Annotated in this window: 23 protein-coding genes and 1 pseudogene; 9 read left to right on the forward strand and 15 right to left on the reverse strand. The window is 71.2% G+C overall.

Going from position 1 to position 22,116, the window contains the following annotated elements:
- The first annotated feature begins 236 nt into the window (after positions 1-236).
- Positions 237-863 carry an alpha-ketoglutarate-dependent dioxygenase AlkB gene (locus tag ACFYZJ_RS18935; protein ID WP_388569224.1) on the forward strand — a complete coding sequence of 209 codons (627 nt, stop codon included), beginning with the start codon at positions 237-239 and terminating at the stop codon, positions 861-863.
- Between the two features lie 6 nt (positions 864-869).
- Here the strand turns inward: ACFYZJ_RS18935 and ACFYZJ_RS18940 are convergent, their stop codons facing one another.
- Together ACFYZJ_RS18940 and ACFYZJ_RS18945 are read right to left on the reverse strand one after the other, a co-directional pair.
- Positions 870-1,451: a TetR family transcriptional regulator gene (locus ACFYZJ_RS18940; RefSeq protein ID WP_388569480.1), complete on the reverse strand. Its 582-nt coding sequence runs from the start codon at positions 1,449-1,451 to the stop codon at positions 870-872.
- Complete coding sequence (locus tag ACFYZJ_RS18945) at positions 1,448-2,914, reverse strand: MFS transporter (protein ID WP_388569226.1); 1,467 nt, start codon at positions 2,912-2,914, stop codon at positions 1,448-1,450. The genes ACFYZJ_RS18940 and ACFYZJ_RS18945 overlap by 4 nt, the downstream gene beginning before the upstream one ends.
- A gap of 403 nt (positions 2,915-3,317) precedes the next feature.
- Between ACFYZJ_RS18945 and ACFYZJ_RS18950 the strand changes: the two genes are divergently transcribed.
- Both ACFYZJ_RS18950 and ACFYZJ_RS18955 read left to right on the forward strand, forming a co-directional pair.
- The gene (locus ACFYZJ_RS18950; RefSeq protein ID WP_388569228.1) at positions 3,318-3,764 is read left to right on the forward strand and encodes a tyrosinase family oxidase copper chaperone; all 447 of its coding nucleotides are present in this window, start codon (positions 3,318-3,320) and stop codon (positions 3,762-3,764) included.
- A 35-nt stretch (positions 3,765-3,799) separates the two neighbouring features.
- Positions 3,800-4,624 (forward strand): tyrosinase family protein, encoded by an 825-nt coding sequence (locus ACFYZJ_RS18955; RefSeq protein ID WP_388569230.1) that lies wholly within the window; start codon positions 3,800-3,802, stop codon positions 4,622-4,624.
- 22 nt (positions 4,625-4,646) lie between these two features.
- Here ACFYZJ_RS18955 and ACFYZJ_RS18960 read toward each other — a convergent pair whose 3' ends face one another.
- Positions 4,647-5,081, reverse strand: coding sequence for a PPOX class F420-dependent oxidoreductase (locus ACFYZJ_RS18960; RefSeq protein WP_388569233.1), 435 nt, complete (start codon positions 5,079-5,081; stop codon positions 4,647-4,649).
- Between the two features lie 57 nt (positions 5,082-5,138).
- Positions 5,139-5,828 carry a ribonuclease H gene (locus ACFYZJ_RS18965; RefSeq protein ID WP_388569235.1) on the reverse strand — a complete coding sequence of 230 codons (690 nt, stop codon included), beginning with the start codon at positions 5,826-5,828 and terminating at the stop codon, positions 5,139-5,141.
- 204 nt (positions 5,829-6,032) lie between these two features.
- Between ACFYZJ_RS18965 and ACFYZJ_RS18970 the strand changes: the two genes are divergently transcribed.
- Positions 6,033-7,037, forward strand: a complete 1,005-nt coding sequence (locus ACFYZJ_RS18970) for a zinc-binding alcohol dehydrogenase family protein (RefSeq protein WP_388569482.1) — start codon at positions 6,033-6,035, stop codon at positions 7,035-7,037.
- Positions 7,038-7,040: 3 nt separating this feature from the next.
- Here the strand turns inward: ACFYZJ_RS18970 and ACFYZJ_RS18975 are convergent, their stop codons facing one another.
- A complete protein-coding gene (locus tag ACFYZJ_RS18975; RefSeq protein WP_388569237.1) occupies positions 7,041-7,904 on the reverse strand; it encodes a Cof-type HAD-IIB family hydrolase in 864 nt (287 codons plus the stop codon).
- 266 nt (positions 7,905-8,170) lie between these two features.
- On the opposite strand from ACFYZJ_RS18975, the gene ACFYZJ_RS18980 reads away from it, so the two are divergent.
- A complete protein-coding gene (locus ACFYZJ_RS18980) occupies positions 8,171-9,223 on the forward strand; it encodes a LacI family DNA-binding transcriptional regulator (RefSeq protein ID WP_388569239.1) in 1,053 nt (350 codons plus the stop codon).
- Between the two features lie 42 nt (positions 9,224-9,265).
- Here the strand turns inward: ACFYZJ_RS18980 and ACFYZJ_RS18985 are convergent, their stop codons facing one another.
- From ACFYZJ_RS18985 to ACFYZJ_RS19005, 5 genes are all read right to left on the reverse strand, one after another.
- Positions 9,266-9,784 carry a DUF1203 domain-containing protein gene (locus ACFYZJ_RS18985; protein WP_388569241.1) on the reverse strand — a complete coding sequence of 173 codons (519 nt, stop codon included), beginning with the start codon at positions 9,782-9,784 and terminating at the stop codon, positions 9,266-9,268.
- A gap of 278 nt (positions 9,785-10,062) precedes the next feature.
- On the reverse strand, positions 10,063-11,127 hold the full coding sequence (locus tag ACFYZJ_RS18990; RefSeq protein ID WP_388569243.1) for an endo-1,4-beta-xylanase: 1,065 nt from the start codon (positions 11,125-11,127) through the stop codon (positions 10,063-10,065).
- Positions 11,128-11,185: 58 nt separating this feature from the next.
- Positions 11,186-12,058, reverse strand: coding sequence for a carbohydrate ABC transporter permease (locus ACFYZJ_RS18995; RefSeq protein WP_388569246.1), 873 nt, complete (start codon positions 12,056-12,058; stop codon positions 11,186-11,188).
- Positions 12,055-13,053, reverse strand: a complete 999-nt coding sequence (locus ACFYZJ_RS19000; RefSeq protein ID WP_388569249.1) for a carbohydrate ABC transporter permease — start codon at positions 13,051-13,053, stop codon at positions 12,055-12,057. Before ACFYZJ_RS19000 ends, ACFYZJ_RS18995 begins: the two co-directional genes overlap by 4 nt.
- 6 nt (positions 13,054-13,059) lie before the next feature.
- The gene (locus tag ACFYZJ_RS19005; protein ID WP_388569485.1) at positions 13,060-14,352 is read right to left on the reverse strand and encodes an extracellular solute-binding protein; all 1,293 of its coding nucleotides are present in this window, start codon (positions 14,350-14,352) and stop codon (positions 13,060-13,062) included.
- A gap of 283 nt (positions 14,353-14,635) precedes the next feature.
- Between ACFYZJ_RS19005 and ACFYZJ_RS19010 the strand changes: the two genes are divergently transcribed.
- On the forward strand, positions 14,636-16,873 hold the full coding sequence (locus ACFYZJ_RS19010; protein WP_388569251.1) for a glycoside hydrolase family 3 N-terminal domain-containing protein: 2,238 nt from the start codon (positions 14,636-14,638) through the stop codon (positions 16,871-16,873).
- A gap of 74 nt (positions 16,874-16,947) precedes the next feature.
- Positions 16,948-17,136: a hypothetical protein gene (locus ACFYZJ_RS19015; protein ID WP_388569253.1), complete on the forward strand. Its 189-nt coding sequence runs from the start codon at positions 16,948-16,950 to the stop codon at positions 17,134-17,136.
- Positions 17,137-17,274: 138 nt separating this feature from the next.
- On the opposite strand, the gene ACFYZJ_RS19020 is transcribed toward ACFYZJ_RS19015, so the two are convergent.
- From ACFYZJ_RS19020 to ACFYZJ_RS19035, 4 genes are all read right to left on the reverse strand, one after another.
- The gene (locus ACFYZJ_RS19020; RefSeq protein ID WP_388569255.1) at positions 17,275-17,709 is read right to left on the reverse strand and encodes a protease inhibitor; all 435 of its coding nucleotides are present in this window, start codon (positions 17,707-17,709) and stop codon (positions 17,275-17,277) included.
- Between the two features lie 378 nt (positions 17,710-18,087).
- The gene (grpE, locus tag ACFYZJ_RS19025; RefSeq protein WP_388569257.1) at positions 18,088-18,612 is read right to left on the reverse strand and encodes a nucleotide exchange factor GrpE; all 525 of its coding nucleotides are present in this window, start codon (positions 18,610-18,612) and stop codon (positions 18,088-18,090) included.
- 2 nt (positions 18,613-18,614) lie between these two features.
- Entirely contained in the window at positions 18,615-20,480 is a 1,866-nt protein-coding gene (gene dnaK / locus ACFYZJ_RS19030) for a molecular chaperone DnaK (protein WP_388569259.1), read from the reverse strand.
- Between the two features lie 38 nt (positions 20,481-20,518).
- Positions 20,519-20,872 (reverse strand): J domain-containing protein, encoded by a 354-nt coding sequence (locus tag ACFYZJ_RS19035; protein WP_388569487.1) that lies wholly within the window; start codon positions 20,870-20,872, stop codon positions 20,519-20,521.
- 208 nt (positions 20,873-21,080) lie between these two features.
- On the opposite strand from ACFYZJ_RS19035, the pseudogene ACFYZJ_RS19040 reads away from it, so the two are divergent.
- Positions 21,081-21,182 (forward strand): annotated as a pseudogene (locus ACFYZJ_RS19040) (Hsp20 family protein); the annotation flags it as partial.
- Between the two features lie 108 nt (positions 21,183-21,290).
- Positions 21,291-21,662, forward strand: coding sequence for a hypothetical protein (locus tag ACFYZJ_RS19045; RefSeq protein WP_388569261.1), 372 nt, complete (start codon positions 21,291-21,293; stop codon positions 21,660-21,662).
- Here the strand turns inward: ACFYZJ_RS19045 and ACFYZJ_RS19050 are convergent.
- Complete coding sequence (locus tag ACFYZJ_RS19050) at positions 21,626-21,988, reverse strand: MerR family transcriptional regulator (RefSeq protein WP_388569264.1); 363 nt, start codon at positions 21,986-21,988, stop codon at positions 21,626-21,628. The genes ACFYZJ_RS19045 and ACFYZJ_RS19050 overlap by 37 nt on opposite strands.
- Positions 21,989-22,116: the final 128 nt, after the last annotated feature.

Genomic DNA, 22,116 nt, shown 5'->3' on the forward strand with positions numbered 1-22,116 from the left:
ACGCATTCGCCATGTACATGTAAAGCCGGAAAGATCCCTTTTCCGAACTTCAAGGCGATCTCTTTACGAATGCTCGCGTTTGAGCGACCGCCCGATGACCGTGCGTCGCAGGGAGAGATGCCGGACGGGCGCGTCACGGTTGCCCACACAGCCGCGCCACAGGGCGGATGTGATCGACATCGCACCGCGGGGGCAGGACTGAACAGATATTCGAATAAGCGGAGTACGCTGCCCGTATGGCCACGCACCTCCAGGGCTCGCTGTTCGACCAGACCGACGACATCCGGCTCGGCCCGCTCGACGGGCTGCGGCGGACCCATCTGGGCGCCGGGGCGTGGATCGATGTGCTGCCGGGCTGGCTCAGCGGGGCCGACGCGCTGTTCGTGCAGCTGGCCGCAGAGGTGCCCTGGCGCGCCGAGCGGCGGCACATGTACGACCACACGGTGGACGTGCCGCGGCTGCTGGCCTTCTACCACGCCGGGGAGCCGCTGCCGCACCCCGTCCTGGAGGAGGCGCGCGACGCCCTGTCCGCGCACTACGCGACGGAGCTCGGTGAACCGTTCGTGACGGCCGGTCTCTGCTTCTACCGGGACGGCCGCGACAGCGTCGCCTGGCACGGCGACCGCATCGGCCGAGGCGCACGCGAGGACACCATGGTCGCCATCCTGTCCGTGGGCGCGCCCCGCGATCTGGCACTGCGGCCGCGCGGCGGCGGGCACGCCGTCCGGCATCCGCTCGGGCACGGGGACCTGATCGTGATGGGCGGCTCCTGCCAGCGGACGTGGGAGCACTCGATCCCGAAGAGCACCCGGGCGTCCGGGCCCCGGATCAGCATCCAGTTCCGGCCCGCCGGGGTGGGCTGACCGGGATCACGGAGTCAGTTGCGCCTGCACGGCCGGTGCCCAGCGGTCGGTGATGTCGTCGAGGTCCGCCGCGCGCAGGTGGGCGCCGCGCGCGATGCCGAACATCACGCCGAGGCCCAGCAGCGCGCTCACCGCGAGCTCGGCGCGCAGGCCCGCGTCGGGACCGCTCAGGCGCGCGGCGAGGCGGTCGCCGACCTGGGTGCGGAAGTTGGCGCGCAGGATGTCGCCCTGTTCGCCGTGCAGGGGCGCGAAGACGATGCGCAGGAGCGGGTCGGCGCCCTGGCGCGTCTGGCCGAGCAGCACATGGCGGACCATGTGCCGGCCGAGGTCCGCGAGCGGTGCGTCCAGCAGGGCGGCCGCGTCCGCCTCGAAGGACATCACCTGGGAGAAGAGCGCGTCCTTGGTGCCGAAGTACTTGAGGATCAGCGGCGGGCTGACCCCGGCTCGGTCCGCGACCGCCCTGAGCGTGATGTCCGCGTGCGCGTGCCGGGCCAGCAGATGGCGGGCGGCGCGCAGGATGGCCGCCTTGGTGGTCTCGGCGTCGCGGCGGGCGGGGGCGGTGGGCGGTGACGTGGTCACGGTCCTCAGGCTCCTTCCAGCGCGGTGTCGGGGGCCGGTGTGCTGCGCCCGCGGGTGCCGCCCGGGGTACGGTCGCCCGGGATGGCGAGGGCGGTGGCACATGCCACGAGGGCGACCGTACCCGCCATCGCGAACGCCAGCAGATAGCCGTGCAGCGTGGGGACGGGGGCGCCGGCCACCAGGCTGGTGTGGTGGACCAGGACGGCGGCGACACAGGCGCTGCAGGTGGCCTGGCCGATGGTGCGCATCAGTACGTTGACGCCGTTCGCGGAGGCGGTCTGCCCGGCCGGCACTGCGCGCAGGATGAGGGTGGGCAGCGCCGAGTAGGCGAGGGTCGTGCCGGTGGCCACGATGGACGCGCCCACAATGATCATCCACAGGTCGCGGCTGTCCGCGATGCGCACGGCGTATCCGAGGGTCAGCACGGCCGCGCCGACGGCGAGGGTGATCCGGGGTCCCCGGGCCGCCGAGATGCGGGCGGAGACCGGGGAGAACAGCAGCATGATCACTCCGCTGGGCAGCAGACACAGGCCGCCGCCCACGATGGACAGGCCGAGCCCGTAGCCGGTGGCCTTCGGGGCCTGGACGAGCTGTGCCGTCACGAGCGAGTTGGCGTAGAAGCCGAAGCCGACCAGCAGGGCCGTGAGGTGTGGCAGGGCGACCCGGGGGCGGGCGGCCAGCCGCAGGTCGACGAGGGGGCGTTCGGCGCGCAGTTGTTGCAGGCACCACAGCGCCAGGATCAGCACGCTGCCCGTGAACAGGCCCAGGATCCGCGCGCTCGCCCATCCCCACTGGCCGCCCTGCGACACGGCCAGCAGCAGACAGACCAGTCCGGCGGCGAGGCCCAGCGCGCCGAGGACGTCGAAGCGTCCTGGGGCGCGTACGGGCGACTCGCGCACCGCCCACCGGGCGAGGGTGAGACCGGCGGCGCCGAGGACGGTGGTCACCCAGAACATGGCGTGCCAGTTGACGTACTGGATGACGAGCGCGGCCAGCGGCAGGCCGAGGGCCGCGCCGATGCCGACGGTGGAACTCATGAGGGCGACCGCGGATCCGGTGCGCTCGGGCGGCAGTTCGTCGCGCAGGATGCTGATCGACAGCGGGACGACCGCGGCGGCCGCGCCCTGCAGGGCCCGTGCCGTGATGAGCACGCCGATGTCGGACGAGAGCGCGCAGAGCACCGAGCCCAGCGTCATCAGCGCGAGTGCGGTCACCAGCACGCGTCGCTTGCCGTACATGTCCCCGGCCCGCCCGAGCACCGGGGTGAGCACCGCACCGGACACCAGGGTGGCGGTGACCATCCAGGAGACGGTGCCCGGGGAGGCGCCGGTGAGCCGGGGCAGGTCGGGCAGCAGGGGGACGACGACGGTCTGCATGACGGCCATGAGGATGCCGCCGAAGGCCAGTACGGGGACCGTCAGACGGTCGCGCACTCCCGGCCGCCCGGCCGGTCCGGCGGGTATGGGGACCATGCGCACTCCAGTGGGTCGACCGACGGAATTGTGGTGAATGGCCATTCACCGTAGCGGGTGAATGGCCATTCACCAAAAGGCATTGCCTTCCGACGACGTCACCCAGTGCCTCAACGACCCGACCGCGGGCGGCTGTTCACGTCACATGTGAGCCGTGAGCCGGGCCACGGGACGGACGCGACGAGAGAAAGATCCACTTCGAGACCCTCCGGAGAGGGCGGAATTTTCTGTTCCGGCGCTCCCACGGCGGCCGGAACAACAAGATCATCTTGGTTCAACTTTGTAGGACATGACGCCAATTGTCCTGATCGTAGCCAACCACCTTCCGGCGATTTCCGGGACGCGTCCGCCGGCGGATAGGCAGGACGCGACACACCAACCCCCTTTGACCCGGAGGACTCGTATGCCCCGACTCACCCGCCGCCGCGCCCTTGCGGCCGGCGCCGCCGCCACCGTCACCGCCGGCCTGCCCGTCCCGTCGGCCGCAGCACCGGCACACAGCCACGGACACGACCACGGCCACGACCACGGCCACGGCCACGGCCACGACCACGGCCACGGCCACGACCACGGCCACGGCCACGGCCACGGCCACGGCAAGAGCGCACCGGAAGCCTTCGACGAGGTCTATCTGGGCCGCCGGATACAGGGCCGCCCCCTGGCCGGCGGGCACCACCACGGTGCGGGATACGGCGTGTTCATCGACGGAGTCGCGTTGCACGTGATGCGCAACGCGGACGGCAGCTGGATCAGCGTGGTCAGCCACTACGACCCGGTGCCGAGCCCGCGTGCCGCCGCCCGCGCGGCCGTCGTGGAACTGCGGGGAGCCCCGCTCGTCCCCCTCACCTGACCGCCCGCACCCCGAACCCTCGGAGCCTGCCGCACATGACCGTACGCAAGAACCAGGCGACCCTCACGGCCGACGAGAAGCGTCGGCTGGTCGCCGCGCTCCTGGAACTCAAGCACAGTGGCCGCTACGACGCCTTCGTCACCACCCACAACGCCTTCATCATGGGCGACACCGACACAGGGGAACGGACGGGGCACCGCTCGCCGTCGTTCCTGCCCTGGCACCGCAGATTCCTGATCGAGTTCGAACAGGCCCTCAAGTCCGTCGACTCCTCGGTCGCCCTGCCGTACTGGGACTGGACCGCCGACCGCTCGCCGCGCTCCTCGCTGTGGGCACCGGACTTCCTCGGCGGCACCGGGCGCGCGCTGGACGGGCGGGTGATGGACGGGCCGTTCGCCGCGTCCGCCGGGAACTGGCCGATCACGGTGCGTGTGGACGGCCGCACGTTTCTGCGGCGCTCGCTGGGCGGCGGCGGACGCGACCTGCCCACCCGGGCCGAGGTCGACTCCGTGCTCGCGGTACCGACGTACGACATGGCGCCCTGGAACAGCGCCTCGGACGGTTTCCGCAACCATCTCGAGGGGTGGCGGGGCGTGAACCTGCACAACCGTGTCCATGTGTGGGTGGGCGGTCAGATGGCCACCGGGGTCTCCCCCAACGACCCGGTCTTCTGGCTGCACCACGCCTATGTCGACAAGCTGTGGTCCGAGTGGCAGCGCCGCCACCCCGACTCCGGCTACCTTCCCACGGGCGGCACGCCGGACGTCGTCGACCTTCAGGAGCCGATGAGGCCGTGGAACGACGTGCGCCCCGCCGATCTGCTGGACCACAGGCCGTACTACACGTTCGACACCGACTGAGGACTCGGGCGCGGAGGCCCTTTCAGCGCGAGGCCTGCGCCCAGGGCCCGACGCCGCCGACGCGCTCGATCGTGTAGCGCACGATGTGGCCGGGCCCCTTCGGTGCCGGGAACTCGGCGTCCGGGGCCATGTAGACCTTGGCCAGGCGGTTGAGCAGGTCCCAGGCGCCGTCGCTCGGCTGCACCGCGGCCCGCGCCCGCAGCACGGCGTATTCGTTCAGGAAGGCGCCGGGCACCCGTGGGGCGTCGAAGGACAGCACGACCCGCGGGTCCCGCTCGATGTTGCGCAGCTTCACATGCCGCGCCATATGGCCGCTGACGACGTCGTCACCGTCCAGCCCGATCCAGATGACGGTCACCTGAGGGCTCCCGTCCGGGTTGATGGTGCTCAGATGCGCCATGGGACCGGACTCGATCAGTTCCCGCAGCTCACGCGGCAGACGGCTGTTCCCGTTCATGGCTCAGGAACCTACCGCCCGGCACACAACGGCGCCCGGATGTCCCGGAATGTCACCTCAGGTGTCGCCGGCCGTACGGCACTCCGGGTGGCCCCATCCCTGGGCGTTCTTGGCGATGGGCTCTCCCGCCGCGTACGGACGGCCGCAGACGCAGCGGCCCGGGAACTTCGCCTTGATCGTGCGCGTGGTGGTCCGCTTCCGCGCGGGCGCGCCACGGCGGGCCGGGGCGGCGCCGGCCGGCTCCGGCGACGGCGGCGGCTCCGGGGAGCCAAGGGCGCTGCCCGCCGGTTTCTGCACGGTGGCCGCCTGGCTGGCGGCGCGGTCCGCGAAGTCGTTGAGGCGGTCGCCGCCGACCTGGTGGGCGGGCACGTAGCGGAACTCCACCTCGCGGCCGGCGAGCAGCTCGTCGATGCGGACGACCAGTGCCTGGTTGGCGACGGGCTTGCCTGCGGCCGTCTTCCAACCCTTTCGCTTCCAGCCGGGCAGCCAGGTGGTGACCGCCTTCATCGCGTACTGGGAGTCCATGCGGATCTCCAGCGCGATCCCCGGGTCGACCGCGCTCAACAGCCGTTCCAGCGCGGTGAGTTCGGCGACGTTGTTGGTCGCGGTGCCCAGTGGGCCGGCCTCCCAGCGGCTCGGGATCTCGTCGTCGTCGGCGACGACCCAGGCCCATCCGGCGGGTCCCGGGTTTCCCTTCGAAGCCCCGTCGCAGGCGGCCACAACACGTTCAGGCATGCCCCTGATCATGCCACGCGCCGGCCACCGCCCAGGTCCCGGGCCGGGACCCCCTCCGACGGCTGCCGTCCCGGCAGGGTCGCGGCCGTGGAAGCCGCCGGGCCCGGCGCCCCGACGGTCCCGCCCGGCCCCTGTCGCGCAGGGCCTGTGACGCGCGCCGGACCGCCGGCGTGGCGACACTGGAAGCAGGCAGTCGTGGACGGGACGGGGCACGTGATGCGCGCATGGGTGGTGGACCGGCCGGGGCCCGTCGAGCGGGAGCCGCTCGCCTTCGTGGAGCGGCCGGTCCCGGTGCCGGGCCCCGATGAGCTGCTGGTGCACGTGCGGGCCTGCGGTGTGTGCCGTACGGATCTGCACGTGGCCGAGGGTGACCTGCCGGCGCGCCGGCCGGAGGTGACGCCCGGGCACGAGGTGGTGGGCGTGGTGACCGGGGTCGGCGGGGGCGTGAGCGGGTGGGCGAGCGGCGACCGGGTGGGCGTGGCGTGGCTGCGCCGTACGGACGGCACGTGCCGGTACTGCGTGCGCGGCGCCGAGAACCTGTGCCCGGGCTCCGAGTACACCGGCTGGGACGCCGACGGCGGCTACGCCGAGTACACCACCGTGCCGGCGGCCTTCGCCTACCGGCTGCCGAAGGAGGTGGACGATGTCGCGTCGGCACCGCTGCTGTGTGCGGGCATCATCGGCTACCGGGCGCTGCTGCGGACGTCGCTGCCGCCAGGTGGGCGCCTCGGGCTGTACGGGTTCGGCGGAAGCGCGCATCTGTGTGCGCAGGTGGCGCTGGCGCAGGGGGCCACGGTGCATGTGCTGACCCGGGACGAGGCCTCGCGGCGGCTCGCGCTGGGTCTTGGGTGCGCGTCGGTGGGCGGTGCCCACGACCTGCCGCCGGAGCCGCTGGACGGCGCGATCCTGTTCGCCCCGGTCGGTGATCTCGTGCCGGTGGCGCTGCGGGCGCTGGACCGGGGCGGGGTGCTGGCGGTCGCCGGCATCCACCTGAGCGACGTCCCTGCGCTGCGCTACGAGAGCGAGCTGTTCTACGAGAAGGAGTTGCGCAGCGTCACCTCGAACACGCGCGACAACGGCCGGGAGTTCCTGGATCTCGCCGCCCGGTACGGCGTACGGGCGACCACGCACCCGTACCCGCTCTCGGAGGCGCAGCAGGCCCTCGGCGATCTGAAGGCGGGCCGTTTCGACGGGGCGGCTGTGCTGGTGAACGATCTGTGAGCGTCAACTCGTGGGCAGGTGCAGCAGGCGGGTGATGGTACGCAGGACGCCGTTCTCGGTGTTGGGCGGCGCCAGGTAGCGGGCCCGCCGCCGCACGTCGGGGTGGGCGTTGGTCATGGCGAAGGACCACTCGGCGGCGTCGAGCATCTCCAGGTCGTTGTGGTAGTCGCCGAAGGCCAGCGTCTGCGCGGGTGTGATGCCGAGATCGCTCTGGAGCCTGCGCAGGGCGGCGCCCTTGTTGGCGGTGCGGTTCATGATGTCGACCCAGTGGTCGCTCGAGACGACGACCTGGTGGGTGGAGGTGAGGGGTTCCAGGGCGGGGGCGGTGGTCCGTGCCACGGGCCCGAAGTCGTAGAGGGCCACCTTGAGGAACTCGTCGTCGACGGTGGTGAGGTCGTCGACAGTGCGCAGCAGGGCGTAGTACCGCCTCACCTCGGTCAGGAAGGCCTCGTCGGTGCGCTCGACGTAGGCGGACTTCTTTCCGCACAGGACAGCACCGACGTCCACGCCGTCGGCCACCAGCCGCCGGGTGGTCGCGACGACGCGGGCGGCCACCGTGGGGTCCAGGGGGTCGGAGCTGAGCTCCACACCGTCGCGCACGACGTAGGTGCCGTTCTCCGCGACGAACACCATGCCGTCGCCGGCCTCGGCGAACTGCCGGGCGAGGGTGGCGTACTGGCGTCCGCTGGCCGGGCTGAACAGCACATCGCGTCGGCGCAGTTCGGCGAGGAGGGGCCACAGCCCTTCGGGGAGACGCCCGCCGCCGTCGAGGAGCGTGCCGTCCATGTCGGTGACGACGAGCCGGATGTCGAGGGGCTCGCCCGGGAGCTCCGAGGCGGTGAGGAGGCACGAGGGCGTGGTGGACATGTCCTGCCTTCTGTCGGTGTGTCGTCCTCGGCTCCATTGCCTCGTCCGTCGGCCCCCATCGTAGGGGCCCCCTTCCCGTGGCCCGATCGAGGGGGCCCCGCACGCGCCGAAGGATCCTCCACCGGCCTCGGTCGGGGTTTCGAACCCGCCCTGCGTAAGCTCGGGCCCGCAGGACGTCCCGCGCACGGCTTCACACGGCCGCCGTTCTTCCGGAAGACTTCTGCAAAGTTTCGAGAGGGCGTCCCGGAGCAACGGAGGTGGGGCAAGTGGCAGCGCACGAGGCCGGCGCCGAGGAGGCACACGAGGAGCGCGGCAAGGTCACGATCACGGAGATCGCCCGGCAGGCGGGGGTCTCGGTGCCCACCGTGTCCCGGGTCGTCAACGGCCGCTCCGACGTGGCCCCGGGCACCCGCGCCCGGGTCGAGGACCTGCTGCGTCGGCACGGCTACCGCAAGCGCGCCTCGGCGGCCGGGACCCGTGCCGCCCTGCTCGACCTGGTCTTCAACGACCTGGACAGCCCCTGGGCCGTCGAGATCATCCGGGGGGTCGAGGAGGTCGCCCACGCCGCCGGGATGGGCACGGTGGTGTCGGCGATCCACGGGCGCTCCGGCGACGCCCGGGAGTGGATGCAGAACCTGCGGGCGCGGACCTCCGACGGGGTCATCCTCGTCACCTCGGTGCTCGAACCGGTCCTGCACGCGGAGCTGCGCATCCTGGGGGTGCCCATCGTGGTCGTCGACCCGGCGGGCTCGCCCGCGCTGGACGCGCCCACCATCGGCGCGGCCAACTGGTCGGGCGGCATGGCGGCCACCGAGCATCTGCTGGGCCTCGGGCACCGCCGGATCGGCCTGGTGGCGGGTCCGCCCCGGCTGCTGTGCTCGCGGGCCCGGCTGGACGGCTACCGGGCGGCGCTGGAGGGCGCCGGGATCGCCGTGGACGAGTCGCTCATCGTGCCCGGGGACTTCTACCACGAGTCCGGCTTCACCGGCTGCAACACCCTCCTGAACCTGTCGGAGCCACCGACCGCCGTCTTCGCGGCGAGCGACCAGATGGCGCTGGGCGTGATCGAGGCGCTGCGGCGGCGTGGGCTGCGGGTGCCGGAGGACATGAGCGTGGTGGGTTTCGACGACCTTCCGGAAGTCCGCTGGTCGGCTCCGCCGCTGACCACCGTGCGCCAGCCGCTGGCGGAGATGGGCAAGCTGGCCGTGCGTACGGTGCTGCGGCTGGCCCGGGACGAGCAGCCGGACTCACTGCGGGTGGAGCTGGGCACGGAGCTGGTGGTGCGAGCCAGCACCGCGCCGCCGCGCAAGGAGAGCTGAGGGAGAGGCCGGGTGACCACCGTCACTCAGGTGGCATGGCCGCTACCGCTCCTCACCGCAGGGCCGTCGCACCTCGAACTGGAAGCATCCGTACTCCAGTGCCCGGACGTGCACGAGCACCACGTCCGGGTCGCTGAACGCATCGTCGAAGGCTGCGTCGAAGCCGGCTGTGGCGTCGGCAGGAATCTCCAGCAGGCGTCCACCGGTGATATGGCCCCGGGCGTCGTAGCGGCGCACGGTACGCAGGGCGCCCGGCCGATCGAAGGGGTAGGTCTCGCCGGGAGCGAACCCGCCGCAGTCATCGGCGTGGATGAAGACGGGCCCCTGTTCGTCGTACGCGCCCGGACGTACCCCCCTCGCGGCGGCCCAGCGTCGCAACGGGGCGTAGGAAACCAGGGCGATCCGCTCGCCGATCGTGAGGGGACGCAGGCAGCAGCGCAGCGGGGAGCCCGCGTCGTCGCGCGTCGCGATGTACGGGGCGCAGGGACGGCCTGCGTCGTCGGCAACCCGCAGTTCCTTGAGGGCGGCTGTGTCGATGGGGAGCACGGTGTACCTGGTCATGTGCCCATGCTGGCCCGACGCATGTGTACATGCTGGCAGGAAACCGACGTTGCGCTGCCGCGCGCCCACGCCGAAGGCTGACCGGGAGCGTCACACCCACTGAAGGCAGGCCCCCGGATCGGGACGCTGTCGGCACTCGCTGAGCTCCGGCGCGGGCTCAGCGAGTACGGACACGAACGACGGGCTCACCCTTCGCGCGCCCCGGGGCCGCGTCGGCGGGCGCCGACCGGGCCAGGACTCCGGGGCCGAGACCGCCGGGCCACGACGCGGGGGCGCCCCTACTTCTCGCTCAGCGCCTCGCGCAGTGCGAAGTACGCCGGCTTCGGCCGCAGTTGCTCGTCCCACGGCAGGGCGGCGCCCTCGCCGGGGAAGACCGCCGGGATCCACGAGTACCTGTCCGTGTAGTCCCACACCGTGATCCCGACGCACCGCCGCACCGTGAGGCACGCCTTCGTCAGGTCCTGGTACCAGGTCGCCTGCTCGGCCAGTTTCTCGTCGGTCGCGGGCAGTTGCATGCGGACGTCGACCTCGGTGAGCGCGGTGTCGAGGCCGAGGCGCGAGAAGCGGCGCAGGTTGTCCTCGAGTGTGGACGGATAGCCGTACTGCAGGGCGAGGTGGGTCTGGAAGCCGATGCCGTCCAGTGGGACGCCCTGCACCTTGAGGTTTTGGGCGAGTCGGTGGTAGGCGTCGCTCTTCGGGCCGATGCCCTCGATGTTGTAGTCGTTGAGGTACAGCTTGGCGTGTGGGTCGGCCTGGTGGGCCCAGCGCAGCGCGTCGGCGATGTAGCCGGGGCCGAGCGTCTGGTACCAGAGGGTCTCGCGGTAGGTGCCGTCCTCGTTGAACGCCTCGTTGACGACGTCCCAGGAGTAGACCTTGCCGCGGTAGTGGCGTACCTCGGTGGTGATGTGCTTCTTCAGCACGGCGCGCAGTTCGTCGGGCGTCCACGTGCGCGAGGTGAGCCAGTCGGGCAGTTGGCTGTGCCAGACCAGGGTGTGGGCGCGGACCCTCTGGTGGTTCTTCCGGGCGAGGTTCACGATCTCGTCGCCCTTGGTCCAGTCGAAGACGCCCTGCTCGGGCTCGGTGGCGTACCACTTCATGCCGTTGCCGGGGGTGATCATGTCGAACTCGCTGCCGAGGAGCGCGGTGTAGGCGCTGTCGGTCAGTTCGGGGTTGTCCGTCGCACTGCCGAAGTAGCGGCCGTGACGCTGGGCGAGTTCGGCCAGGGTCGGCGGTTTTTCCTTGGCCTGGGCCGCCGGGCCGGTGGCGAGGCCCGCGCCCACCAGGAGGGCCGCGAGGGCGCCGGCCAGTCTGAGCCGGGTGCGGGACGGGGTGGTGATGCGCATGGTGCGACTCCTCACAGTCAGGTGTGTGCTTGAGCCGTACGTTCGCGGGAAGAGTGGGTCATCCCTTGGTGGCGCCCGTGGTGAGTCCGCCGACGAGCTGGCGTTCGGCGACCGCGTAGAAGGCGAGGGCGGGGACCATGGCCAGCACGAGGTAGGCGAAGACGCGCGCCGTGTCCGAGGCGTACTGGCCCTGGAACTGCTGGACGCCGACCGGGATGGTCCACCAGGTCGGTTCGTTGAAGACGAGCAGCGGCAGCAGGAAGTTGTTCCAGCTGCCGACCACGGCGAGGACGGAGACGGTGCCGAGCGCGGGCCGCGCCATGGGCAGCAGCACCCGCCAGAAGAAGCCGAACGGACCGCAGCCGTCGAGGGTGGCCGCCTCCTCCAGTTCGCCGGGGATCTGGCGGAAGAAGCCGCGCAGGATGACGATCGTCACCGGCAGCCCGAACGCGGCCTGCGGCAGGATCACGCCGAGCGGGTTGTCCAGCAGGTCCATGGAGCGCAGCAGCAGGAACAGCGGCAGGACCGCCACCGCGAAGGGGAACATCAGCCCCACGGTGAACAGGGTGAACAGCACCTCCCGGCCGCGGAAGGCGAACCGGGCGAAGGAGAAGGCGGCGAGCGCGGAGACCGCGACGACGAGGACGGTCGTCGCCACCGCGATGAACGTGCTGCTGCCGACCATCCGCCAGAACGAGCCGGAGCCGAGGATGCCGGTGTAGTTGGACGTCACCCAGGGGGCGGGCAGTCCGATCGGGTTGCGGGAGAGCTGGTCGGTGGACTTGAAGCCGGACAGCAGCGCGTACAGCACGGGAACGGCCATCACCGCGCCTACGACGACCAGCACGGCGTGCACCGGCAGGGTGCGCGTCCGGGTGGCGCCCTTGCGCGGCGGCCGGGTGGTGGGACGGCCGGTCCTGGTGAGCGTCATGCGCCGCCTCCTCGCATCGTGGTGGTGGCTCCTTCCAGGTCGCGGCGCAGTACGAACCGCTGGTAGGCGAGGGCGAAGACCAGGCTGATGGCGAACATGACCACGCTGATCGCGCTGGCGTAGCCGACCTGGTAGCGCTTGAAGCCGTACTGGAACATGGTCACGGCCATGGTCTCCGAGTGGTGGTCGGGGCCGCCCGTGGTGACCACCCACACCAGGTCGAAGAGCTGGATGGAGCCGATGACCGACAGAAACGCGCTGATGCGCAGGGTGGGGGCGAGCAGCGGCAGGGTGACGCTGCGGAACCGCTGCCAGGGACCCGCGCCGTCGATCAGGGCCGCCTCGGTCAACTCGGCCGGGATGGCCTGCAGTCCGGCCAGGTAGAGCATCATGTGGAAGCCGAAGTACTTCCACATCATGACGAGGAACAGGGTCGCCATGACGGTGGAGGGGTCGGAGAACCACTTCCCGCCGAGGCTGCCGAGGCCGATGTCGCTGAGCAGATGGTCGGCGAGGCCGTCGTCGGGGGCGAAGAGCATGCTGAACAGCACGCCGGTGATGGCCTCGGACAGCACGTAGGGGGCGAAGAACAGCATCCGGTAGACGGCCCGGCCGCGCAGCCGCTGGTTGAGCAGGACGGCCATGGCGAGCGCGAACGGCAGTTGCAGCGCGAGCGACAGGACGACGAGGACCAGGCAGCGCCACAGGTCACCGAGGAACACCGGGTCCTGGAAGAGGCGGGTGAAGTTGTCCACGCCAGCGTAGTCGGAGGGCATGCCGAAGCCGCCCCAGCGGAAGAACGCGGCGTAGACGGCGAACAGCAGCGGCAGCAGCACCAGCAGGCCGAACAGCACGAGGGCGGGCAGCTGGAAGGAGACCGCGGTGAGCCAGTGCAGCGCGCGTCGCCGGGTCCGCCCGCGGGCCGCGGAGGCGGTCGGGGGCGGGGCGATGACACCGGGGCCGGAGCGTTCGTCCGGGAGGAAGGTGGAGGTCATCGCCGGTTACTGCTCTTCCTTCGCGACCTTGGTGATCGACTGCGTGACCTGCTCGGGCGACGTGGAGCCGGCGATGAGGGCGGCGACGCTGTCGTTGACCTCCTGGCCGACGGCGGGCGCGTACGCCTGGTCGAGGTAGAGCTGGAAGCCGGTGGCGCTCTTCAACTGCTGGTTGACGGCTTTGAGGTTGGGGTCGGCCAGGGCGTCATCGGCCGCGGTGACCACCGGGATGGTACCGGTCTTGGTGACGAGGGTACGGTCGGTGGCGGCGGAGGCGAAGAACTTCAGGAAGTCGACGGCCGCCTGCGGGGCGCCCTTGCGCACGGCGTGGCCGCCGCCTCCGCCGAACACCTCGGTGAGGGAGCCCGTGCCGCCCTCGACCGTGGGGAAGGGGAAGAAACCGAGGTCCTTGCCGATGCCCTTGCCCTCGCTCTTCTCCGTCTGGGGCGCCCACTGGCCCATCAGCTCCATGGCCGCCTTGCCGTTGCCGACGGCGGCTGCCTGGCCGGTGGGGGTGGAGTAGGCGGCGCCGAGGAAACCGTTCTGGAACGGCTGGAGTTGGACCAGGTCCTTCAGATGCCGTCCGGCCTCCACGAACCCGGCTCCGGTGAAGTCCTTGTTGTCACTGGCCTTCTGGAGCGCGTCGATGCCGGCGGTGCGCATGGCCAGGTAGGCCCAGTAGTACATGCCGGGCCACTTCTCCTTGCCCGCCAGGGCGATGGGGGTGATGCCGGCGGACTTCAGCTTGCGCACCGCGTCGAGGAAGGCGCTCCACGTGGTCGGGGGCGCGTCGACGCCCGCCTGCTTGAAAAGTCGCTTGTTGTACCAGAAGCCGATCATCCCCATGTCGAACGGGATGCCGTACACCTTGTCGTCCAGCAGGTACGGCTGCCGCGCCACCGACAGCAGCGAGCCGCTCCAGGCCTTGGTGCTGTCGGTGAGGTCCTCGACGAGCCCGGCGTCGACCTGCTGTTTGAGGACGCCGCCTCCCCAGGTGTGGAAGATGTCCGGCAGCTTCCCGGAGGCGGTCAGCGCGGTCATCTTGGACTTGTACGCCTCGTTCTCCAGCGCGACTATCTTGATCTTCACCTTGGGGTTCTGCGCCTCGAACTGCCGGGCGAGGGAGGCCCAGACGCTCTTCGCGGGCTCCGTGGTGGTGATGTTCCACCACTCGATCGTGGTCGTCCCCGACGATCCTCCGTCCGAGCCGCCACCTCCGCAGGCGCTCAGTGCCGTCATTCCGAGACCGGCGGCGGAGGCGGCCAGGAAGCCGCGGCGGGACAGAGCCGGGTCGCCCATCATGAGCTCCTTGGGGTTCGGGACGGAACGTCCACATCCGTCCGACGAGGTGATCACAACAGCCAGGACTGAAAAGTTTCCGAAATGCTCCGGAAATGGGGCTGCTGCCGCACCCTAGAGACAGCCCCTGAAGGGTGGCAACCCCCTGTACGCCGCGAATTCTCAGCGCATCGGAAGCGCTCCCAGGGCCGTTGACAGCCTCTGCGCCGCCCCGTAACTTCCGAGCACATCCGTCCGAGAGTTTCTGACGAATTCCGGAAACCCCCTGGGATCAAGGAGTTCCATGGTCCAGCCCTGGCAGGACACGACGCTGCCCGCCCCCGTACGCGCGGCCGATCTGCTGACCCGGATGACCCTGGAGGAGAGACTCGCCCAGCTGTACAGCGTCTGGCCCGGCTCCTCCGCCGGCGGCGAGGACGTGGCGCCCCTCCAGCACGAGGTGTCCGAGGACGTCGACCTCGATGCCCTGCTCCGCCATGGACTCGGCCAGCTGACCCGCCCGTTCGGCACCGCTCCGGTGGACCCGCCCGAGGGGGCCGCGCGTCTGGCGGACTTCCAGCGCAGGGTCGCGGCAGCGAACCGCTTCGGCATCCCCGCCCTGGCCCACGAGGAGTGCCTGACCGGGTTCACCGCCTGGCGCGCCACCGTCTTCCCCACGCCGCTGGCGTGGGGTGCGTCCTTCGATCCGGCGCTCATCGCGGAGATGGCGGCCGGCATCGGTGACGGCATGCGCGAGGCCGGCGTCCACCAGGGACTCGCGCCCGTGCTGGACGTGGTGCGCGACCCGCGCTGGGGCCGTACCGAGGAGTCGATCGGCGAGGACCCCTACCTGGTCGGAACCATCGGCACGGCGTATGTGCGCGGGCTGCAGTCGGCCGGGATCATCGCCACGCTGAAGCACTTCGCGGCCTACTCCGCGTCACGCGGCGCCCGCAACCACGCGCCCGTGTCGATCGGTCCGCGGGAACTGGCGGACGTGATCCTGCCGCCGTTCGAGATGGCGGTGCGCGACGGCGGGGCACGGTCGGTGATGCCCGCCTACAACGACCTGGACGGGCTGCCCGCCCACGCCCACACCCCGCTGCTGACCGAACTGCTGCGGGAGGCATGGGGGTTCGAGGGCACGGTCGTCTCCGACTACTTCGGCGTGTCCTTCCTCGAGTCCAACCACCACGTGGCCGACTCCGCGGGCGGGGCCGCCGCCCTGGCCCTGGCCGCGGGCGTCGACGTGGAACTGCCCGCCGTACGCTGCTTCGGCGCCCCTCTGCTCGAGGCGGTCCGATCCGGTGAGGCCTCCGAGCCGGTGGTCGACCGGGCCGTGCAGCGGGTGCTGACCCAGAAGTGCGAACTCGGGCTGCTGGACCCGGACTGGGAGCCGCAGCCGCCACCGGTGCTCGACCTGGACCCGCCGCGGCTGCGGGAGTTGGCGGCGCGGGTCGCCGAGGAGTCGGTGGTGCTGCTCGCGAACGCGGACGGTGTGCTGCCGCTCGCTGACGGGGGGCGGATCGCCCTGGTGGGCCCGCTCGCCGACGACCCTGCCGGAATGATGGGCTGCTACGCCTTCCCGCGCCACGTGGGCGTGGAACACCCGGACGTGCCGATGGGGGTGACGGTGCCGACCGTACGGGAGGCGCTGGCGGCCGAGTTCCCGGGCGCCCGGTTCGTCGACGACCCCGCCGGGGCGGATCTGTGCATCGCGGTGGTCGGGGACCGCTCGGGGCTGTTCGGACGCGGCACCTCCGGGGAGGGCTGTGACGCTCCGGACCTGCAACTGCCGGAGGGCCAGGGCGAGTTGCTGGACTCTCTGCTGGAGACCGGGACTCCGGTGATTCTGGTCCTGCTGACGGGACGGCCCTACGCGCTGGGGCACTGGGCCGACCGGCTCGCCGCCGTGGTGCAGGCGTTCTTCCCCGGCCAGGAGGGCGGCCGGGCCGTCGCGGGGGTGCTGTCCGGCCGGGTCAATCCGTCCGGGCGGCTGCCGGTGAGCGTGCCGCGGGACCCCGGCGGGCAGCCGTGGACGTATCTCACCCCGCCTCTGGGACTGGTGAGCGGGGCGAGCTCCATCGACCCGACACCGTTGTTCCCGTTCGGGCACGGGCTGTCGTACACGCGGTTCGACTGGGGGGCACCGCAGGTCGACGACCCGGCTCCGGCCACGGACGGCGAGACGTCGCTGCGGCTCACGGTCCGCAACACCGGGGATTGGGCCGGCACCGAGGTCGTGCAGATCTATCTCCGCACCCCGGTTGCCCGGGTGGCGCGTCCGGTGACGCGGCTGATCGGCTACGCGCGGGTGCCCCTGCGGCCGCGGGAGTCCGCGATGGTCCACGTCACGGTCCCGGCCGACGTGGCCGCGTACACGGGCCCCGACGGCTCACGGATCCTGGAGCCGGGCCCCCTGTTCGTCGATCTGGCCGCGTCCAGCACGGACACCCGCCACACCGTCGAGCTGACGCTGACGGGCGAGAAGCGGGTGGTGGGGCACGACCGCAGGTTCGGGTGCGAGGTGAGCGTGAAATAGCCGAGCCGTTCCGGCCACTTGGGTGGAACGATGACCGCAGGCCCACATCGTCACCATGAAAGGGAGGCGCCCGCGTGAAGTTCGTCCTCGAGGTCGACATGGGCGAGAACGGCTGGGACGGGACTGCCGCCGAGGAGCTGGGGCGGATCCTGCGGTACTGGGGCGGGAACCTGAAGCACTACGAGATGAAGCCCGGAGACGAGTCGGCCGTATACGACTCCGCCTACCGGGAGGTGGGGCGCTGGGCGGTCACGCCCGAGTGATTCCGGGGGCCGGCCGGCAGCCCCACTCTGTCCGGCCGGCCCCCGGCAGGGGATCGCGTGGCGTGCCGCGACAGGGCTCGCACTCCCCAGTCACGAGCCTTGGATCCATACTCGCGGCAGTCCGCGCGATCCCCGGTCTCAGAAGGCGAACACGGGGTTCCCGTACGAGTCCTTCATGCACTCGTTGGCGAAGGTGCGCTGGTAGTCGACGCGCTTGCCCTGCCAGACGCCCTGGACGGTGACGACCACCGGGTTGTACAGCTTGGTACACATGACGCCCTGCTGGTACGGCAGGGCATCGAAGTCGCCGCCGACGGCGCGGAGTTGGGCGCAGGCGTCGGTGGCGTCCGGATGGCTGCCGGAGGCGGCCGGGGCGCAGTTCAGGGTGACGGCGCGCTCAGGGGTCGCGGTGGCGGCCTGCTGACCGTGGCCCACGGTCAGCACGAGCGCCGACGGGGCGTAGAGGGTCGCGGGGGCGGCGGTCGGGGCGGCGAGCGCGGACCCCGTGAGGGGACCGCAGACGGCGGTGGCCGTCAGGGTGAGGGTCGCTGCCCAGCGCGCGGTGTTCGGCATTGTGTGCATCCTTCCGCTCGGGTCGGGTCGACGGCACAGCTCCGACGGAGCGTGTGCCGGAGCCGTCCGGTCGGGTGCCGGTTCGGCGTGCGCGAGTCTGCCGACTCCGGACACGAAACTCACATCGACCCCTCACATTTCAGTAACTTTGAGTGTTGAAGCAGTGGCGTGATGTCACAGAAATCGAACGCTCGGGGCCTGGAACTGAGCGGTTGGGGGCCGCTGGAATCGGTCGGATGGCCGGATTCCCCCACCTCGGCAATCGGCCTGAAACATTCCGCTTAGTGGCTCGGGCAAGCGCTGTCTTCCGTCCGTCCGACAGAAGCGGAGTGGGCCGAACCCCGCAGGGGCCGGCCCACTCCCCCATGGACTTCCCTGTCACCCTGCGGCCGGACCGCCCCGTTCGCTGCCGGCCCGCTCCTGTGCGCTGCTCACGTCGACCCGGGCCGCGCCGGACGGAGGCGGTCCCGTGACGGTCACACGGGCCGGGCGCAACAGGCGGTCGCCGACCCGGTAGCCGGGGGTCAGGATCTCCGTGCAGGTCAGGCGGTCGGCGTCCGGGGCGACCACATGCGTGACCGCCTCGTGCCACTCCGGGTCGAAAGGTTCGCCCTCCTCCCCGAACGCCAACAGGCCCACCGAGCCCAGCTGGGTCTCGAGGACCTCCGCGACGGCTTTGAGACCCGGCGTCATCGCCTCCTGTCTGCGGGCGGCCTCGACCGCGTCCAGCACGGGCAGCAGCGCGCGCAGGACGTTCTCGGCGGCGATCTCGCGCACCGCCATGCGGTCGCGCCGCACCTGCTTGCGGTAGTTGTCGTACTCGGCCTTCACCCGCTGCAGGTCGGCGGTGCGCTCGTCGAGCAGACGTCGCAGCTCCGTGCTCTGCGTGCGGCTCCGGTCCATGGTCAGCCCGCCCGGGACGTGTCGTCGTCATCCACGATCTCGGCGTCCACGACCTCCTCGTCGGCCTTGGCTCCGCTGCCCGCCGCACCCTGCTCGGAGGCCGCGTCGCCGCCCTGTGCGCGCGCCTTCTCGTACATGGCGCTGCCGATCTTCTGGGCCGCGGCGGCGGCCTTGTCGACGGCCTGCCGGATCGCGGCGGTGTTCTCGCCCTTGAGCTGCTCCTTCAGTTCGGCGATGGCACTCTCCGTCTCGCTCCTCGCGTCGGCGGGGATCCTGTCCGCGTTGTCGGCGATGAGCTTCTCCGTCTGGTAGACGAGTTGCTCGCCCTGGTTGCGGGTCTCGGCCGCCTCACGCCGCTTGCGGTCCTCCTCGGCGTGCTGCTCGGCCTCGCGGACCATGCGGTCGATGTCGTCCTTCGGCAGGGCGGAGCCGCCGGTGACGGTCATCTTCTGTTCCTTGCCGGTGCCGAGGTCCTTCGCCGTGACGTGCATGATGCCGTTGGCGTCGATGTCGAAGGACACCTCGATCTGCGGCACTCCGCGCGGAGCCGGCGGCAGACCGGTCAGCTCGAACATGCCGAGCTTCTTGTTGTACGCCGCGATCTCGCGCTCGCCCTGGAAGACCTGGATCTGCACGGACGGCTGGTTGTCCTCCGCCGTCGTGAAGATCTCCGAACGCTTCGTCGGGATCGTGGTGTTGCGCTCGATCAGCTTGGTCATGATGCCGCCCTTGGTCTCGATACCGAGGGACAGCGGGGTGACGTCGAGGAGCAGGACGTCCTTGACCTCACCCTTGAGCACACCCGCCTGCAGCGACGCGCCGACGGCCACGACCTCGTCCGGGTTGACGCCCTTGTGCGGCTCCTTGCCGGTCAGTTCCCGGACCAGGTCGGTCACGGCGGGCATCCGGGTGGAACCGCCCACCAGGATCACGTGGTCGATGTCGGACAGCTTGATCCCCGCGTCCTTGATCGCCTGGTGGAAAGGCCCCTTGCAGCGGTCCAGCAGATCGGCGGTGAGCTGCTGGAGCTGGGCGCGCGTCAGCTTCTCGTCCAGGTGCAGCGGGCCTTCCGAAGACGCGGTGATATAGGGCAGGTTGATGGTCGTCTCGGAGGAACTCGACAGCTCGATCTTGGCCTTCTCCGCGGCCTCCCGCAGCCGCTGCACCGCCATCTTGTCCTTGGCCAGGTCGACGCCGTACGCGTTCTTGAACTGCTTGACCAGGTGGTCGACGATCCGTTGGTCCCAGTCGTCACCGCCCAGGTGGGTGTCGCCGTTGGTGGCCTTCACCTCGATCACGCCCTCGCCCATCTCCAGCAGGGACACGTCGAAGGTGCCGCCACCGAGGTCGAAGACGAGGACCGTCTGGTCGTTCTCCTTGTCGAGTCCGTACGCCAGCGCGGCCGCCGTCGGCTCGTTGATGATCCGCAGGACGTTCAGCCCCGCGATCTCGCCGGCCTCCTTGGTGGCCTGCCGCTGAGCGTCGTCGAAGTACGCCGGCACGGTGATCACCGCGTCGGTGACGTCCTCACCGAGGTAGGCCTCCGCATCCCGCTTCAGCTTCTGCAGGACGCGCGCGGAGATCTCCTGGGCCCGGTACTGCTTGCCGTCGATGGTGCCGCTCTCCGGGAAGCGCCAGCTCTGGTCGCCCATGTGGCGCTTGACGGAGCGCGCGGTGCGCTCGACGTTGGTCACCGCCTGCCGCTTGGCGACCTCGCCGACCAGCACCTCGCCGTTCTTGGCGAAGGCCACGACCGAAGGCGTGGTCCGGGCGCCCTCGGTGTTGGTGATGACGGTGGGCTCGCCGCCCTCGAGGACCGAGACCACCGAGTTCGTGGTGCCGAGGTCGATACCGACCGGACGTGCCATGAGGCTTCCCTCCTCGTCGTCCGTTTTCCTCCAGCGGGTCAGAGGGTCCGTCGCACCCGGACCGAGCCCGCGCGCAGCAGCGGCGTGGGGTCAGGGATCCGCCATGTGCCGGTCGGCACGACGACCGTGTCACGGCGCACCGGCGCCGGAGCGGCGGCGGAGCCGGCACCGCGCCGACGGTCGAGGGCCGCGCGTGCGGCGGGGTCGCGGAGCGTCTCGTAGGCGGCGAGGACCCGCGCGAGCGCCTCCTCGGTCACCTCCTCCGACCGGGTGTCGGGGTGCAGTCGGCGCACCAGTCGCCGGTACGCGGAGGTGATCCGCTCGGCCGAGGCCGAGGGGTCCACCCCGAGGACGTCGTAGGGGTCCGGCGCGGCACCGGTGGCCCTCCGCATGTCCACCGTCCCACCTCCTCGCCGAGTGCGAGCGGCCCGGCGGCTGCCCCTCCGGGCTGCGGTTTTGCACCTGACTTCCTCACTAGTCTGAATAAAACTTGAGTCCCCTCTTGTCAAGACTGGCCGGGCGCGGTATAGGAGTGTCCGTAGGCACTCCGGGCTCCCGGAGCCCGGGGCGAGTGGTTCCCGCTACCGGAACGAGGGTTCTTTCATCGTCCGCTTCGATCCGCCGGGCGTCGATCCGGAGTCCATCGACGTGAACGTGGAACGCAACGTCCTGACCGTCCGGGCCGAGCGTCCCGCCCCCGATGTCATCACCCGCGACAGACACCGGGCGCGGCGGGCGACCGCGGGCAGGCGGTGCCCGGGGGCACCGCCTGGGCGTCCGCCCGCTCCCGACCGACCGGAGGTGGTGTGTGTGATCACCGAACTGGCCGTCGAACGTGTCGAGTTCACCTGTGGCTCCTGCTGGCACCGGTGGAGCGTCGACTACGACGTCCAGCGGTCCGTGGACGGCCACGGGGACGAGTGGGAGTACTTCTACCGCGACAACACCCCCGTGCCCTCCCCGTACACGCTGGAGGGTGCGCCGCCGTGCGTGCACTGCGGCCGCCGTTGGGTCGGCCGTCTGGTGGCGCGCCGCCCGGTACCCCTGCCCGGCGGCCACGAAGCGCCGCGCAGCCCGGTGCCCGGGGACGGCAGCCACCGCCCGGAGCGGCACGACGCGCCGCTGCTGTCGGCCGACGCCCATCCTCAGCCGGAGGCGGCTCCAGGCCGTTCGTCCGGGTGACCGTCCGCCCGGCGCCGTGCCTCGGGCGGTGCGGTCCCGGCGCGCGCGGCGGCCAGGTGCTCCTCCAGGACCCCTACCCGCTCGCGCAGCGTCAGCACGCGCCGCACCCCGGCGAGGGTCACCCCTTCCGCGACCAGGTCCATCACCTCGGCGACCCGGTCGATCTCCCGCCGGGAGTAGCGGCGCTGGCCGCCCGCGGAGCGGGCCGGGACCACGATGCCATGGGCGTCCAGCCGCCGCAGGAAGGCGGGCTGGACGCCCAGCATCTCGGCGACCTGGCCGATGGTGTACAGGGCGGCATCGGCATCGTCGATGGAGAGGACCATCCTCGACTCCTCGGTCCGACGACCAGACCTCCACCTCAGGTTACAGATTTCCTGTCTGTCCCAGAACAGGGTGGAAGGCCATCGGGTGGCGTGGCCCGTGGTGGAGGATTCATCCAGCGAGCGCTCCC

It is taken from the genome of Streptomyces sp. NPDC001848 (genome assembly GCF_042891915.1).
GTDB lineage: Bacteria > Actinomycetota > Actinomycetes > Streptomycetales > Streptomycetaceae > Streptomyces.

Bases quoted from the DNA above. Each gene is read 5' to 3' on its own strand.
- ACFYZJ_RS18970 (WP_388569482.1), top strand. From the start codon at position 6,033: ATGCGCGCATGGGTGGTGGACCGGCCGGGGCCCGTCGAGCGGGAGCCG.
- ACFYZJ_RS18995 (WP_388569246.1), bottom strand. From the start codon at position 12,058: ATGACGCTCACCAGGACCGGCCGTCCCACCACCCGGCCGCCGCGCAAG.
- ACFYZJ_RS19010 (WP_388569251.1), top strand. From the start codon at position 14,636: ATGGTCCAGCCCTGGCAGGACACGACGCTGCCCGCCCCCGTACGCGCG.
- ACFYZJ_RS18975 (WP_388569237.1), bottom strand. From the start codon at position 7,904: ATGTCCACCACGCCCTCGTGCCTCCTCACCGCCTCGGAGCTCCCGGGC.
- dnaK (WP_388569259.1), bottom strand. From the start codon at position 20,480: ATGGCACGTCCGGTCGGTATCGACCTCGGCACCACGAACTCGGTGGTC.
- ACFYZJ_RS19035 (WP_388569487.1), bottom strand. From the start codon at position 20,872: ATGCGGAGGGCCACCGGTGCCGCGCCGGACCCCTACGACGTCCTCGGG.
- ACFYZJ_RS18955 (WP_388569230.1), top strand. From the start codon at position 3,800: ATGACCGTACGCAAGAACCAGGCGACCCTCACGGCCGACGAGAAGCGT.
- ACFYZJ_RS18935 (WP_388569224.1), top strand. From the start codon at position 237: ATGGCCACGCACCTCCAGGGCTCGCTGTTCGACCAGACCGACGACATC.
- ACFYZJ_RS19050 (WP_388569264.1), bottom strand. From the start codon at position 21,988: ATGGTCCTCTCCATCGACGATGCCGATGCCGCCCTGTACACCATCGGC.
- grpE (WP_388569257.1), bottom strand. From the start codon at position 18,612: ATGGACCGGAGCCGCACGCAGAGCACGGAGCTGCGACGTCTGCTCGAC.
- ACFYZJ_RS18965 (WP_388569235.1), bottom strand. From the start codon at position 5,828: ATGATCAGGGGCATGCCTGAACGTGTTGTGGCCGCCTGCGACGGGGCT.
- ACFYZJ_RS18945 (WP_388569226.1), bottom strand. From the start codon at position 2,914: ATGGTCCCCATACCCGCCGGACCGGCCGGGCGGCCGGGAGTGCGCGAC.
- ACFYZJ_RS19020 (WP_388569255.1), bottom strand. From the start codon at position 17,709: ATGCCGAACACCGCGCGCTGGGCAGCGACCCTCACCCTGACGGCCACC.
- ACFYZJ_RS19000 (WP_388569249.1), bottom strand. From the start codon at position 13,053: ATGACCTCCACCTTCCTCCCGGACGAACGCTCCGGCCCCGGTGTCATC.
- ACFYZJ_RS18960 (WP_388569233.1), bottom strand. From the start codon at position 5,081: ATGAACGGGAACAGCCGTCTGCCGCGTGAGCTGCGGGAACTGATCGAG.
- ACFYZJ_RS18985 (WP_388569241.1), bottom strand. From the start codon at position 9,784: ATGACCAGGTACACCGTGCTCCCCATCGACACAGCCGCCCTCAAGGAA.
- ACFYZJ_RS18990 (WP_388569243.1), bottom strand. From the start codon at position 11,127: ATGCGCATCACCACCCCGTCCCGCACCCGGCTCAGACTGGCCGGCGCC.
- ACFYZJ_RS19005 (WP_388569485.1), bottom strand. From the start codon at position 14,352: ATGGGCGACCCGGCTCTGTCCCGCCGCGGCTTCCTGGCCGCCTCCGCC.
- ACFYZJ_RS18950 (WP_388569228.1), top strand. From the start codon at position 3,318: ATGCCCCGACTCACCCGCCGCCGCGCCCTTGCGGCCGGCGCCGCCGCC.